General features: G+C 32.1%; 11 protein-coding genes. 5 read left to right on the top strand and 6 right to left on the bottom strand.

What is annotated here, in order from left to right:
• Positions 1–18: 18 nt before the first annotated feature.
• The 4 genes from INR78_RS04195 to INR78_RS04180 form a co-directional block, all read right to left on the bottom strand.
• Positions 19–735 carry a hypothetical protein gene (locus INR78_RS04195; RefSeq protein WP_223077596.1) on the bottom strand — a complete coding sequence of 239 codons (717 nt, stop codon included), beginning with the start codon at positions 733–735 and terminating at the stop codon, positions 19–21.
• A 72-nt stretch (positions 736–807) separates the two neighbouring features.
• On the bottom strand, positions 808–1,503 hold the full coding sequence (truB, locus tag INR78_RS04190) for a tRNA pseudouridine(55) synthase TruB (RefSeq protein WP_223077595.1): 696 nt from the start codon (positions 1,501–1,503) through the stop codon (positions 808–810).
• Between the two features lie 5 nt (positions 1,504–1,508).
• Positions 1,509–2,303 carry an undecaprenyl-diphosphate phosphatase gene (locus INR78_RS04185; RefSeq protein ID WP_223077594.1) on the bottom strand — a complete coding sequence of 265 codons (795 nt, stop codon included), beginning with the start codon at positions 2,301–2,303 and terminating at the stop codon, positions 1,509–1,511.
• A 38-nt stretch (positions 2,304–2,341) separates the two neighbouring features.
• Positions 2,342–3,364, bottom strand: a complete 1,023-nt coding sequence (locus INR78_RS04180; RefSeq protein ID WP_223077593.1) for a LacI family DNA-binding transcriptional regulator — start codon at positions 3,362–3,364, stop codon at positions 2,342–2,344.
• A 115-nt stretch (positions 3,365–3,479) separates the two neighbouring features.
• Here INR78_RS04180 and INR78_RS04175 point away from each other — a divergent pair, with 115 nt between their 5' ends.
• The 4 genes from INR78_RS04175 (at position 3,480) to INR78_RS04160 (ending at position 10,387) form a co-directional block, all read left to right on the top strand.
• The gene (locus tag INR78_RS04175; protein ID WP_223077592.1) at positions 3,480–6,146 is read left to right on the top strand and encodes a TonB-dependent siderophore receptor; all 2,667 of its coding nucleotides are present in this window, start codon (positions 3,480–3,482) and stop codon (positions 6,144–6,146) included.
• A gap of 84 nt (positions 6,147–6,230) precedes the next feature.
• Complete coding sequence (locus INR78_RS04170; RefSeq protein WP_223077591.1) at positions 6,231–7,541, top strand: trehalase family glycosidase; 1,311 nt, start codon at positions 6,231–6,233, stop codon at positions 7,539–7,541.
• An 11-nt stretch (positions 7,542–7,552) separates the two neighbouring features.
• Entirely contained in the window at positions 7,553–9,259 is a 1,707-nt protein-coding gene (locus tag INR78_RS04165; protein WP_223077590.1) for a sodium/solute symporter, read from the top strand.
• A gap of 3 nt (positions 9,260–9,262) precedes the next feature.
• Complete coding sequence (locus INR78_RS04160; RefSeq protein WP_223077589.1) at positions 9,263–10,387, top strand: glycerate kinase; 1,125 nt, start codon at positions 9,263–9,265, stop codon at positions 10,385–10,387.
• Between the two features lie 8 nt (positions 10,388–10,395).
• Here INR78_RS04160 and INR78_RS04155 read toward each other — a convergent pair whose 3' ends face one another.
• Together INR78_RS04155 and INR78_RS04150 are read right to left on the bottom strand one after the other, a co-directional pair.
• Positions 10,396–10,653, bottom strand: coding sequence for a DUF3098 domain-containing protein (locus INR78_RS04155; protein WP_027880868.1), 258 nt, complete (start codon positions 10,651–10,653; stop codon positions 10,396–10,398).
• A gap of 344 nt (positions 10,654–10,997) precedes the next feature.
• Positions 10,998–11,873 carry an ABC transporter permease gene (locus tag INR78_RS04150; RefSeq protein WP_027880869.1) on the bottom strand — a complete coding sequence of 292 codons (876 nt, stop codon included), beginning with the start codon at positions 11,871–11,873 and terminating at the stop codon, positions 10,998–11,000.
• A 127-nt stretch (positions 11,874–12,000) separates the two neighbouring features.
• Here INR78_RS04150 and INR78_RS04145 point away from each other — a divergent pair, with 127 nt between their 5' ends.
• The gene (locus INR78_RS04145) at positions 12,001–15,012 is read left to right on the top strand and encodes a leucine--tRNA ligase (RefSeq protein ID WP_223077588.1); all 3,012 of its coding nucleotides are present in this window, start codon (positions 12,001–12,003) and stop codon (positions 15,010–15,012) included.
• Positions 15,013–15,074: the final 62 nt, after the last annotated feature.

Genomic DNA, 15,074 nt, shown 5'->3' with positions numbered 1-15,074 from the left:
AAATTGTATCGAAAACTTTTATTGAAATTCAAAAGTAATAGTACCAATTTGTGAAATTTTATTAGCGCTGTTAAATCTAGCTTCTTTTGCATACTTTAAAGCGTAATCTTTTAAACAAGCATTATTAGAAGTTGATGCAGAATTGGTGCTAACTTTAACTACATTTCCGTTATGATTTACTGTAATATTTACTACTATTTTTCCTCTTGCATCGCATAAATAAATAGGTACAGGTAAATATTGATCTATACGATCTTTTAAAGAATAATAGACATTACTGTTGGTATTTGCGACATTGCTTTGTGCTGCACTTTGATTTTGGCTACGTTTAGAAAGTACACTATTTACACTATTAAAACTGGTTATAGTTTCTTCAGAAATTGAAGAATTACCATTGCTTTTAGATGTTGAAGTCTCTTTAATTACTTCATTTTTATAAGTTTCTAGTTTAGGGTTTTTATAATCTTTTGGTGGCGCTATAGGTTTGTAAGCTTGTGCGTAGTGTTTATAATTTTCGGTTGTATTAAAAGCTTTATTTGTAGTGTTAGAACTTTTGTTTTGTGATTCTACTTCAGGTATTTGTTCTTTTATATCTTCAATAGTTTCTACTTCGTAAAATGTTTCAGCTTGCGCGTTATCTAACTTAAAAATAGTTGTATTAAAAATAGAAAGCGCCAATGTGCCAACAATTAAAAATGTTATAACTAATGCCTTATGTGAATTGTTAAACTGCATGCAAACAAATTAATAATTAAGCTTGATTTGTTAGTAATTTATATACGCAGCTTTACGTTGAAAAGACGTTTTTTATTCCTTTTTTGGCAAATTTTTAATAAATTCTTCGATAGAAAGTGCATTCTTTACATCAAAATCGCCAATTTTTGTACGTCGTAATACTGAAAGATGAGCGCCAGAATTTAAAGCTTTTCCAAAATCGTTTGCCAAAGATCTAATGTAAGTACCTTTGCTACAAACTACTTTAAACTCTAAGTTTAAACCGTTAATTTTAGTGATTTCAAAAGCTTCAATGGTTACTTTTCTAGACTTAATTTCTACGTCTTCACCAGCGCGAGCAAATTCATAAAGACGCTTTCCGTCTTTTTTGATGGCTGAAAATACAGGTGGATATTGATCAATTTCACCAATAAATTGTTTGGTTGTTTGGTGTATTAATGCTTCAGTAATATGATCGGTTGGATAGGTGTTGTCAATTTCGGTTTCTAAATCAAAAGAAGGAGTTGTGCTTCCTAAAACAAAAGTGCCAGTATATTCTTTAATTTGACCTTGAAACGTATTTATTTGTTTAGTCATTTTTCCGGTACAAATCACTAATAGACCAGTTGCTAATGGATCTAAAGTACCAGCATGACCAACTTTAATTTTTTTTATGTTAAAGGCTTGCCTTATTTCCCAACGTAGTTTGTTTACAACTTGAAAAGACGTCCAATTTAAAGGCTTATCTATTAATAAAACTTGTCCTGCTTTGTAATCTTCTCCTGACATTTTTCCTAATTTAAAATTGAATATGTTATAGCAATTAATCCAACAATAGCACAGTAGATAGCAAAGTAAGATAGTTTACTTTTTTTGACTAAACGTATCATCCAAGTACAAGCAAAAAGACCAGAAATAAATGCAGCTATAAATCCAATAGATAATGTGGTGAAGTTTTGAGATTCTAAACTTAAATCTCCACTTAACACATCTTTAGCAATTTTACCAAAAATTAAAGGCACAACCATTAAAAACGAAAAACGCGCAGCTTTTGTTTTATCATTACCTAACAAAACAGAGGTCGAAATTGTTGCACCACTTCGAGAAATACCTGGAAGCATTGCTATTGCTTGAGAAACACCAATGATAAAAGCATTACTAAACGATACATTTTTATTCGTGTTTTTGGCTTTGTCTGCAAAAAATAAAAGAATGGCTGTAATTAATAACATAAAACCAACCAATAAGATGTTTCCTCCAAAGAGTTGCTCTAATTGCTCTTCAAAAAATAGACCTACAATTACTGCAGGAATCATAGATATTGCAATTTTTGAAGCAAATTGTAAGTCTTCGTTCCATTCAAATTTTAAAATGCCTTTTAAAATAGACCAAATGTCTTTTCTAAACACAACAATGGTACTTAAAGCAGTAGCAAAATGAAGTACAACGGTAAATAATAAGCTTTCTTCAGGAATACTTTTATCACCCAAAATAGCTTTTCCAAGTTCTAAATGACCACTAGAAGATACTGGTAAAAACTCAGTTAAACCTTGTATAATTCCTAATAAAATTGAATCTAAAACATCCATTTAAATAAATTAATTAGCCAAAAGTAAACATTTGTTTTTTAAATTTTAAAGCTAGAATCTCTAATAATTAAGTTTGTTTTTATTTCTATGGTTTTATTAATATTAATTTGATTAGTACTGTTTATTTCTTCAACTATTTGTTTTACTGCTGTAGATCCTATTTTTTGTCCAGGTTGATCTATTGTAGTTAGTTTAGGTTCTATTATTTGAGAATTTGTAGAGTTGCTAAATCCAACTACTGCAATGTCCTCTGGAATTTTTATGTTAAGTTTCTTTAAAGTTTTAATTACACCTATAGCAGCACTATCTGTTATGGCAAAAATGGCATCTGGTCTTTCTTTTAAGGATAGCAATATATTGGTCATTCTCTTTCCCTGATGCATAGAAATGTCTTCTACACTTAAAACTATTTTACTATCTAATAGAATATTATTTTCTTTTAAAGCTCTTAAATAACCGTGATATCTTTTTTCAGAAGTAAAAGAATATTCGGTTTCTTTAATGATTGCAATTCTTTTTTTTCCGATGTTAATTAAGTGCTCAACTGCATTAAAAGCAGCTTCTTCTTCATTAATAACTACTTGTGTACATGGTATTTTATTAGATGCTTTATCAAATAAAATAAGAGGTACTGTGTTTAATACTTTAAGGATGTCATCTACCTCTTTTGTCATTTTAGAGATTGACATTAGTACGCCGTCTATACCAAATTGTAACATGGTATTTAACATTTCGGTTTGTTTTTTTACGTCATTATTAGATTCTGAGATAATAACCTTATAACCTTGTAGATTTGCTTCTTCTAAAATTCCTCTAATTAATGTAGTTGTAAAATAATGTGTAATGTTAGGTACTATTACACCTAATATGTTGCTTTTATGAGATCTAAATCCTTTAGCAAATAGATTAGGAACATAATTTAAATTTCTAGCAAGATCTTTTACTTTTTGTTTTGTTTCTGTGCTTATGTCAGGATGGTCGTTTAGTGCTCTAGAAGCTGTAGATGGAGAAATATTTAGACGTTTAGCTATGTCTTTAAGTGTAATTATCTTTTTTTTCATGTTTTTTACGCAATCGTTACCGCAATCGTTTGCGTGCGAATCTATCATTTTTTTTGATAAAAATTTAACTATTTGATAATATTTTAGCCACACTAACAAAAAATATATAACTAACATGAAAAAATTTTTACTTACATCCTTAATGATGATTAGTATTATTTCTGCCTTTTCTCAGACTGTTATTAAAGGAAAAGTTTCGGATGCTAATAATACACCTGTAATGGGAGCAAACATTATTATCAAGAATAGTGACTTTGGAGCTGTTACAGATTTTGATGGTAATTTTACATTTACTACAAGTTTGACAGGCCAACAGACTTTGCAAGTATCTTACGTTGGTTTTAATACCTATGAACAAGTTATTGACTGTAATAATAAAGAAGTTAATATTAATGTTGTTTTACAAGAAGGAGAAAATGCTTTAGAAACAGTAGTGCTTACTGCATCTTCTACTTTTAGATCTCAAAAAGAGACTCCAATGTCTATTAGTTCTGTAAAACAAAAGGATATTACCAAGCTATCTGCAAATAGTCAAGCAGATGTTTTACGTAGTATTCCTGGTATTACTGCTGAAGGTGGTGGTGGAGAAACAGCTACAAACCTTTTTGTAAGAGGTTTACCATCAGGAGGACAATACGTATTTAATCCATTACAATACGATGGTATGCCGCTAATGAGTACGTTCGGTCTTAATTCTTCTGCACACGATGTTTACGCTAGACCAGATTTAGGATTTAAAGGTGTAGAGTTTGTTAGAGGTGGAGCAGCTGTTTTATATGGTGCTGGTTCTGTAGCAGGTATTATAAATTACACTAGTAAAACAGGTGACTCAAATGATGAGAATATCCTTAATCTAGAGTATGGTACAGATGGAAGATTAAAAACAGAATTTTACTCTGGAGGACAATTAGGAGGAGAAGATTCTAATACTTATTACGCAGTTACTGGTTTTGTTAGAAAAGATGAAGGTCCAATAGATACAGGTTTAGATACTAGAGGTTTTCAGTTAAGAGCTAACATTAAACAAAAATTTGATAAAGGGTTTTTTACAGTACATGGTCAATTTATAAATGACCGCGCACAATTTTTTATGCCCTTACCACTTCAAGGAGGATCAAGAGATAGATTAAATGGTAATGATGGTGATGAGGTACAATCTTTATTAACAGGAGAATTAGCTAACACATCATTTTTAACACCAGGAGGAAATTATGATAGTCCTATAGGAGATGGAGTTTACACTAAAGGTGGATATATTTTAGCAGACTTTAATTATGATCTAACGGATAACTTAAAATTTAAGTCTAAAGTAAAATACGCTAACTATCAACATAATTTTGCCTTATATGTAGGAGGTGACGGTAATTATGGTAACCCGATTGCTTTATCAGACTATGTAGCTGCTGTAGCACCAAATAATATTGATTATACAGCAAATTATTTAGGCGGATCAGGACAACAAATTAATGGTAATGATCTTGTAATTGAAAATTTACACATTGATAGATTAAGACCGATGACAGATTATTCAGGAGAAGCCAATTTAGTATTTAAATCAGATAATGGTAAACATACTTATACAGCAGGTACATTCTTGGCACGCACAGAAGCAGAAGATGTTAATTATCAATATAGAGTACTTTCAGAATTTAATAATAATCCACGTCTTATAAATTTAAGCTATACCAATGCTGGCGGAGATAATGTTATATATTCTCAAGGTGGATTGTATAATAGAATTGGTATGACAACCAATAACTTTTTAAATCAAAGTAGAACAGCATTTTACATTACAGACGAGATGGTTTTTGATAAATGGCGTTTTGATGTTGGTTTTAGAATAGAATCTACAAAAGGAACATTTAGAAGAGGAAATTTAGCAGAAACTCAGGTTTATGATGATGCTAATTTAACTTCAGATCTTCAAAACGTAAGATATACAGACGGTACATTTACAACAGGTGAAATTGAAGCAACAGATTGGGCTGTGTCACTTGCAGGTTTATATAAGTTAACAGCATCTACAAATTTATACGCTAACTTCTCAAGAGGATTCTTTTTTCCACAACAACGTGGTTTTGCCCCAACACCAGGAATTAGAGACACAAATTATGACGCTGAAACTATTTTACAAGGAGAAATAGGAGCAAAATTTGGTACATCTAAGTTTTCAGGTTCAGCAGCAGCTTATTATGTTGGGTTAAGTGATCGTATTAGAATTGATCAAGCAATTGTTAACGGAGAGTTAGTAGACCAAGGTCGTAGTGAACAATCTACAAAAACATTAGGATTAGAAGCTACTGGTAACTATAAAATAACAGATGCGTTTACCGCATCAGCAACATTAACTTATCAAAACCATGAAATTACTACAAATCAAACAGAAGATTTAGTTAATGGTGGTATCACAACAATTAACGAAGGAAACGAAATAGGAAGACAACCTAACTTCTTAGGGTCATTTGCTTTAAATTATGACAATAGCCAGTTTGACGCTTTATTTTCACTTAACCATACAGGAGCAAAATTTACAGACGATACTAATAACGTAGAGTTAGATGCTATTACTATTGCAAGATTAGGTGCAGGATACACTTTTAAAACAAAAGATAATAGCAATTTACGAGTTGGGTTCTCTGTGTTTAACTTATTTGATAGTACTGGACTAACAGAAGGAAACCCAAGAGCTGGTATTGCAGGACAATCTGGAGACGGAGATTTCTTTTACGGAAGACCAATATTACCAAGACGATTATTTATTACCACTACATTTAATTTCTAAAATTATTTAATTATGTCTTAAAGCATTGGCATTATTTATTGTAATGTCGATGCTTTTTTTTCAATTTTTATATTAAAACAAACTATGAGTAAAGAAAACCTACAAGAAAAAGCAAAGCATATTCTTGATGCTAACTTTAATGAAGATAAAGGATTTACAATACCTTGTGAAGGCTTATATCCTTTTCAATGGAATTGGGATTCAGGCTTCATAGCTATCGGATTTGCCCATTACGATAGTAACAAAGTAAAACGAGAAATAGAAGCGTTATTAAGCGCACAATGGGAAAACGGATTTATTCCTCACATTGTATTTCATAACGATAGTGATACCTATTTTCCAGGTCCAGATTTTCACTTGTCAAAACTTCATCCATTAGCATCAAAAAGTCACAGAACAACTGGTATGACGCAACCGCCAGTACTGGGATTTGTACTTAAAGAAATTTATGATATTGTAGATGATAAAGAGGATATGCTAAATTTTATTAAGCAAAACATAGACAAAGTTTTCTTTAACCATCAACATTTTTACAACCACAGAGACCCAAATCAAGAAGGATTGGTCTTCATATATCATAATTGGGAATCTGGTACAGATAATTCACCAATTTGGGACGATATTTGGGAGACTATGGATCCACCAAACTATAAGTTTGAAAGACGAGATACCACACATGTCGATGCAGCGCAAAGACCAACAAATAGAGAGTATGATTACTATCTTCATTTAATTGAAATTGCAAAAGCGCATAATTACGATGACGCAAAAATTGCAGAACTATCACCATTCTTAGTGCAAGACCCATTATTTAATGCTATGCTTATTAAATCTAACGAAGCATTAATTGAATTGTATGAAATGATTGGCGATTCCGAAGATAAAATAAGTACATTAAAAGCTTGGCAAGAAAAGGCAATAACAAGATTTAACGAAAAGCTTTATAACGAAAAATTAGGAGGTTACGTACACTACGATTTAAGAAATGAAAAGCAGATAGAACATCTTTCGTCTTCATCTTTTGCACCTTTATTTTCCAATATACCAACAAAAGAACATGCTGACGTAATGGTGAATACGTTAATAAAAAAGTTTGGAGGAGAAGACCGTTATCTTTGTGCATCTTTCGACCCAGAAAGTGATAGGTTTAACCCTAAAAAATATTGGCGTGGACCAATTTGGATAAACCTCAACTGGATGCTTTATAACGGACTAAATAATTATGGGTTTACAGATATTGCTAATCGTGTAAAAGAAGATTCTATAACACTAATCGAAAAATATGGTTTTTACGAATATTTCGATTCTAGAAAATCTGTAACAGAACATGCTGGTTACGGAGGAAATAACTTTTCTTGGAGTGCAGCATTATTACTAGATTTATTAAAAGACTAAAAAGCAACTAAATGAATTGGCTAGATTACACCATTATAATTGTTTATCTCATAGGTTTTGTGGCTATGGGCTATTTCTTCAAAGAAAATAAAGATTCTAAAGATTATTTTTTAGGAGGAAAAAGCTTAGGTTGGTTTCCGCTAAGTTTATCAACTATGGCAACCCAATTATCTGCCATTAGCTTTATTTCAGCACCAGCTTTTGTTGGTTTAAAAGCTAACGGAGGATTAAAATGGTTAACCTTTGAGTTTGGTGTTCCTCTAGCTATGATTGGTATTATGTTTTTCATAATCCCGCCTTTATACAAATCTGGGATTGTTAGTATTTATGAATATTTAGAACGTCGTTTTTCTAAATCAACTCGAAAATTAATAAGTGTTGTTTTTCAAATTAGTAGAGCTTTAGGAACAGGTGTAATGGTATTTACTATGGCGTTAATTATACAAGCTGTAGTAGGTATAAGTTTTCATTGGACGTTAATTATTATAAGTATTGTAACACTTATCTATTCGTATCAAGGTGGTATGAAAGCTGTTGTTTGGGGCGACGCAATACAAATGATAATTCTGTTTTCAGGATTAATAATTTGCCTTATTGTTGGTTATTCCTTAATGGAAGATACTGGAACATTTACAGGTTTTAATACCGAAAGATTACAGGTGATAGACCTGTCTAATTTAGGAATTTTCCAAGGTGATGAATATGGTTTTTGGCCAATGCTTTTAGGTGGTTTGTTTTTGTATTTATCATACTACGGTACAGATCAAACCCAAGCACAACGCTTATTATCTGCAAAAGATGAAGGTACAATTAGAAAACTTTTAATGGCTAATGGACTGCTAAGATTTCCCGTAGTATTAGTATACTGTATTATGGGATTGATTATTGGCTATTTAGTTAGTAATATTCCAGAGTTTTACCAAAGCATACAAGAAACAACACGAGTACATTATCCTGCTGAATATTCAGCTTCTGGTATAAAACCAGATTTAATGATGCCTGTATTTATTACCAAATATTTGCCAAACGGACTAATCGGTATTTTAATGGTTGGTATCTTATCTGCAGCAATGTCTTCGTTAAGCTCTACAATCAATTCTTTAAGTGCTGTAACTATCGAAGATTTTTTTAATAGCGGAAAAATCAAACTGTCCGAAAAACGCTATATGGTGTTATCTAAAGGTCTTGTTGTTTTTTGGGGTGTAGTTTGTATACTTGCAGCATATCTTTTTGGTAATAGCCAAAGCACAGTTATAGAGCTTATTAATGCGATTACATCCTTGTTTTATGGGCCAATATTAGCTGCTTTTGTTATTGCAATATTCTTAAAAAAAGTTAATCATATAGGTATGAATGCTGCCATTATAACATCGGTAGCAGTAAACCTTATTTTTAAATACTTACCAGAATTAATCTACTTTTTTACACAAGGTCAGTTTTATTCGGGTCAAGATTCTATTCATTTAGCATTGGCAGATTTAGGATATAATAATGTGCCAGATATTTTTTGGATTTGGTACAATCTTACAGGATTTATAATAGCAATTTTAGTTGCTGTTTTAGTCAGTAAATTAACCCATAAAGTACCTGCAAAACAAATAGATATGGACTATAAAGTTAGCTTTAAAGATTTATTTAAAAAGGAAAGTATTATACTAATTTCATTCTTTGTTTTTATACTTATAGTAAGTTCATTTTTACCTAATATTTTAAGCTAAAAAATGAAAATTGTATTAGCACCAGACAAGTATAAAGGCTCATTATCAGGCTTAGAGTTTTGTAACATCGTAGCGCCAATTTTAAAGCAAATCGTCAATGCAGAAGTCATTAACGTGCCTTTAGCAGATGGTGGCGATGGTACTATTGAAGTTGTTAATTATTACCTTAACGGAAACAACATAGAAGTTGAAGTTAATAATCCGGTATTTAATAAGGTAAAGGCAAACTATTTATACGCCGAAGAGTCTAAAACAGCTTTTATAGAAATGGCTGAAGCATCAGGTTTAAAGCTTTTAAAACCAGAAGAGCAAAATTGTATGAATACCACAACCTTTGGTACCGGACAATTAATTCTCGATGCGATTAATAAAGGTGCAAAACACATCATTTTAGGAATTGGTGGAAGTGCTACGAACGATTGCGGAATTGGTATGGCAACCGCTTTAGGATATCGTTTTTTAGATGAAACTAATAACCAAGTGAAGCCAATTGGTAGAGAGCTAATTAATATTAAATCTATTGATGATACGCATGTAAATCCACAATTAAAATCAGTTAGCATACAAATAGCATGCGATGTCACTAATCCGCTTTTCGGTACAAATGGTGCAGCACATGTCTACGCAAAACAAAAAGGTGCTTCAAAAAGTGATATTGAATATTTAGATCAAGGTCTTCAAAGTTTTTCAAAAGTTTTAGATGCTCATTTCAATACAAATGTTCAAGACATTGCTGGAGCAGGAGCAGCTGGCGGAATGGGTGCAGGTTGCGTTACTTTTTTAAACGGAATACTATCACCAGGAATAGAATTAGTAAAACAAATAGCCGATTTTGATAATAAAATAAAAAACGCAGATTGGATTATTACAGGAGAAGGCAAGCTAGATAGTCAAACACTTTCTGGTAAAGCAATAGATGGTATTTTAAAATCTGCAAAACCACAAGGGATTAAAGTTGCAACATTTTGTGGTAGTGTAGATTTAAGTCAAGAGGCACTTCAAAATATAGGTATAAAATACAGTGCATCCATAATTGATAAAGCAAAAAACTTTGAAGATGCTTTAGCAAATACAGAATCTTATTTAAATCAAATCACTAAAGATTTTATACTTAAATCAAAATTATAAAGGGTAGATTAATTTTTAGGCTTAGATAGTATGGCATAAACCTGTACGCCAAGACCAATAATAACCAATGTTGGTGCTAGTCTAATGCGTCTCCAACTAAAAATTTCTGGGTTAAACACATTAGGGTCATCACTTCCACCGCCAGACATAAGTATAAATCCAAGTGCCATAAGTGCAAGACCTATAAACATAAACTTATAATTGTGTTTTTTAAAAACCAATTCGGTTTTAAGATTGTTTTTGTTCTTGTTTTTACTTTCGCCCACGATGTAATAGATCTAAATTTAAATACAAATTTAATAGTTTTTATATTAATCTTAGAACTGATTCAAAAATTGTTTTTTACCATTTAAAAGAAGGATTACATTTTTGTGGTTCTGAGGAGTGTCATTAAATAATTGTACCACGAAAGATATTAATCCTACTATAGTAAAAGCTACAATAGCAGCAAAACTAATCAATATATATACTAATGTTTTCATAACCTTAAAAGATTTTTAAATTAATAATTTAATAATAGTATGGTTAAGGTTAGTATTAGTTGTGATAAAGATAACGTGCTATTGTGTGAAGTATTGTTAACGCTAACGTTAAAAGCTGTTAAAGTTGTTTAATACAACTGGTCAGTTTTTAAATTTAAAAAACGTTGTGTAGCAAAATGTGTACTTATCCAAGTGATTATAATCCCTAATAGGAAAACGGCTAAAAATAAACCACCAATTAAGACTAAACTTTGTCTAAGTGCTAATTCTGGAAACATTTTATCTACATAGTAAACAACAAAACCAAGTCCTATTAATGCTACAACAGCACCAAGAATACCTAGTTTTATGCTTTTCCAAACAAAAGGTCTGCGTATAAAGCTTTTTGTAGCGCCAACCATTTGCATAGTTTTAATAGTAAATCGTTTTGAGTAAACAGATAATCTAATAGAGCTATTAATTAAAAGTACAGCAATTAAAGTGAAGATAGCACTAAGTAATAATACCCAAAAGCTTATTTTTTTCACGTTGCTATTAATTAGTTCAACAAGACTTTCGTCGTATTTAACTTCATCTACAAAGCTTTTTTCTTGTGCTAAGGCGGTTAATTCTTCTAATTTTTCGTTAGTTAAAAAATCGGCTTTCAACTTTACATCAATACTATTTTGTAAAGGATTGTAACCAACAAGATCCATAAAATCGTCACCAAATTCAGATTTCATTGCTTCTGCAGCGTCGTCTTTAGATACAAAATCGGTCGTTTTTACATAGTCTGCAAGCGCTAGACTTTTTTCAAGTTGTTTTATTTCAACATCCTTAGCAGTGTCTTTTAAATACACTGTTACGTTTACGTTTTCTTTCATAAAATCGGTTACTTTTTTTGCGTTAAGCAATAAAAAGCCAACAATTCCTAATAGAAAAAGTACTAAAGCGATGCTAATTACAACTGAAAAATAAGACGAAATTAAGCGTCTTTTTTGATATCTGTCAAAAGATGAACTCATAAAACGATGTTAGATTATACCGTAAAAATATAAATATTTTGGATTGCTTAATGTTTACAACGTTTAAACTTTCAACATTGTTATAATAAGTTTAAATTTGCGCTTTTATAAGCCGAAAAACAACAAGATGCAATACGATTTTAAAAAGATAGAAGACCGTTGGCAACAGTATTGGGCCAAAAACGAAACTTTTAAAGCCGAAAACAACAGCGAAAAACCAAAATATTACGTGCTAGACATGTTTCCTTATCCATCTGGAGCAGGATTACATGTTGGACATCCGTTAGGTTATATTGCTAGTGATATTTATGCGCGCTACAAACGCCATAAAGGCTTTAATGTATTGCATCCGCAAGGTTATGATAGCTTTGGTTTACCGGCAGAACAGTATGCTATCCAAACAGGACAACATCCTGCAATTACTACCAAAACTAATATTGCTACCTACAGAAAACAGTTAGATAAAATTGGGTTTTCTTTTGATTGGAGCAGAGAAGTACGTACCAGTAATCCAGAATATTACAAATGGACGCAGTGGATTTTCATCCAACTATTCAACTCTTGGTATAATGTAGAATCAGATCAAGCTGAAGACATTTCAACATTAGAAACACTTTTTTCTTCGGAAGGAAACACAACAGTTAAGGCTGTTTGTGATGAAACGGTTGAATCATTTTCTGCTGAAGAATGGCAAGCCTTTTCTTCTGAAAAACAACAAGAGATATTATTAAAATACAGATTAACGTATTTAGCCGAAACTGAAGTAAATTGGTGTCCAGCTTTAGGAACTGTTTTGGCTAACGACGAGATTGTAAATGGTGTTTCAGAACGTGGCGGTCATCCTGTTGTGCGTAAAAAAATGACACAATGGTCTATGCGTATTTCGGCGTATGCAGAACGATTATTACAAGGTTTAGATGGTATAGATTGGACAGATGCGTTAAAAGAAAGTCAGCGTAATTGGATAGGTAAATCGGTTGGAGCATCTGTAACTTTCAACGTAAAAGATCATAACGAAACAATCGAAGTTTTCACCACAAGACCAGATACTATTTTTGGTGTTAGTTTTATGACTTTAGCGCCAGAGCATGATTTGGTTTCAAAAATAATAACACCAGAACAAAGAGATGAGGTAAATGCCTACATCGAAGCAACTGCAAAACGTAGCGAACGCGACCGTATGGCAGATGTAAAAACCATTTCTGGTGCATTTACAGGTGCGTATGCAGAGCATCCGTTTACAAAAGAACCAATCCCAATTTGGATTGGCGATTACGTATTGGCTAGCTATGGTACAGGAGCAGTAATGGCTGTACCTTGTGGTGACCAACGTGATTACGATTTTGCGAAACATTTTAATATCGAAATCCCAAATATTTTTGAAGGTGTAGATATAAGCGAAGCAGCGTTTGCAGATAAAGAAAAAACCGTGATAGCTAATAGCGATTTCCTTAACGGAATGAACTACAAAAAAGCAACCAAACACGCTATTTTTGAGCTAGAACAAATTGGACAAGGACAAGGTAAGACTAACTACCGTTTACGCGACGCTGTATTTAGTCGTCAGCGTTATTGGGGAGAACCTTTCCCGGTGTATTATGTTAATGGTATGCCACAAATGATAGACCAAAAACATTTGCCAATTACCTTACCCGAAGTAGAAAAATATCTACCAACCGAAACTGGCGAGCCACCATTAGGTCGCGCAGATGTTTGGGCTTGGGATACACAATTAAACCAAGTGGTTAGCAACGATAAAATAGATGATAAAACGGTATTTCCTTTAGAGCTTAACACGATGCCAGGTTGGGCAGGAAGTTCTTGGTATTTCTTTAGATATATGGAAGAACAAGCCAATCGTGGTAACGCATTTGCAACCGAAGATGCGCTTAACTACTGGGAAAATGTAGATTTATACATTGGCGGAAGCGAGCATGCTACAGGACATTTATTATATGCACGTTTTTGGACTAAGTTTTTAAAAGATAGAGGTTTTGTAAACGTAGATGAGCCTTTTAAAAAGCTAATAAACCAAGGAATGATACTTGGGACTAGTGCTTTTGTTTATAGATTAGAATATGAACCTAGTGCTGAATTGGTAGATAAATTTGAAAATAAAGATGAAATGAAATTTAGTTTTTTCATTAAACCTATTTTTATTTCAAAAAATGTGTGCGAAAATATCAAACCAGAAGAAATAAAACAGTATTTCATAGAAAATCATAAGGAAGAGATTTTACAAGGTTTGTCTGATTTCATTTCTGAAGAAAACAAAAATATTGATATTGAAAATATGTTTCATGCTTTTAGGTTTACATCAATTCATTCAGATGTTTCGTTTGTAAATGCTTCTGAAGAACTTGATATTTCAAAATTTAAAAAGTGGAGACCTGATTTTAATAATTCAATTTTTATTACAGAACAAGATGGAACTTTCTTAGTAAATCGCGAAGTAGAAAAAATGTCTAAATCAAAATACAACGTGGTTAATCCAGATCAAATCTGTGAAGATTACGGCGCAGATAGCTTACGTTTGTATGAGATGTTTTTAGGTCCGTTAGAACAAGCAAAACCTTGGAATACTGCTGGTATTACTGGTGTGCATGGTTTCCTTAAAAAATTATGGAAGTTATACGTAGACGATAACGGTTTAAAAATTACCGATGCAGAACCTACAAAAGACAACTTAAAAACCTTACATAAAACCATTAAAAAGGTAGAAGAAGATATTGAGAGTTTCTCTTTCAACACATCGGTATCTACTTTTATGATAGCGGTTAACGAGCTAACAGCGCAAAAATGTACAAGTCGCGATATTTTACAACCGTTATTAATTTTAGTATCACCATACGCGCCACATATAGCAGAAGAGTTATGGCATCAATTAGGTAATGAAATGTCTATTTCTACAGCGCCTTTCCCAGTTTTTGAAGAAAAACATTTAGTAGAAAGCAGTAAGAATTATCCAATTTCATTTAACGGTAAAATGCGTTTTACACTAGAATTACCTTTAGATATGAGCAAAGATGAGATTGAAAAAACTGTTATGGCTCACGAAAAAACACAAGAACAATTACAAGGACGTACACCTAAAAAAGTAATTATTGTACCAGGTAAAATTGTGAATATAGTAGGATAAAAACCTAAATAAAATAACATTTTGTTAAAAAGCCTTCAATAATTTTTGAAGGCTTTTTTTAT

Origin of the sequence: Mesoflavibacter sp. SCSIO 43206, assembly GCF_019904215.1 — a bacterium.
Classification (GTDB): domain Bacteria; phylum Bacteroidota; class Bacteroidia; order Flavobacteriales; family Flavobacteriaceae; genus Mesoflavibacter; species Mesoflavibacter zeaxanthinifaciens.
The sequence above is the reverse complement of the archived record's forward strand: the minus strand, read 5'-3'. Positions and strand labels throughout refer to the sequence as shown.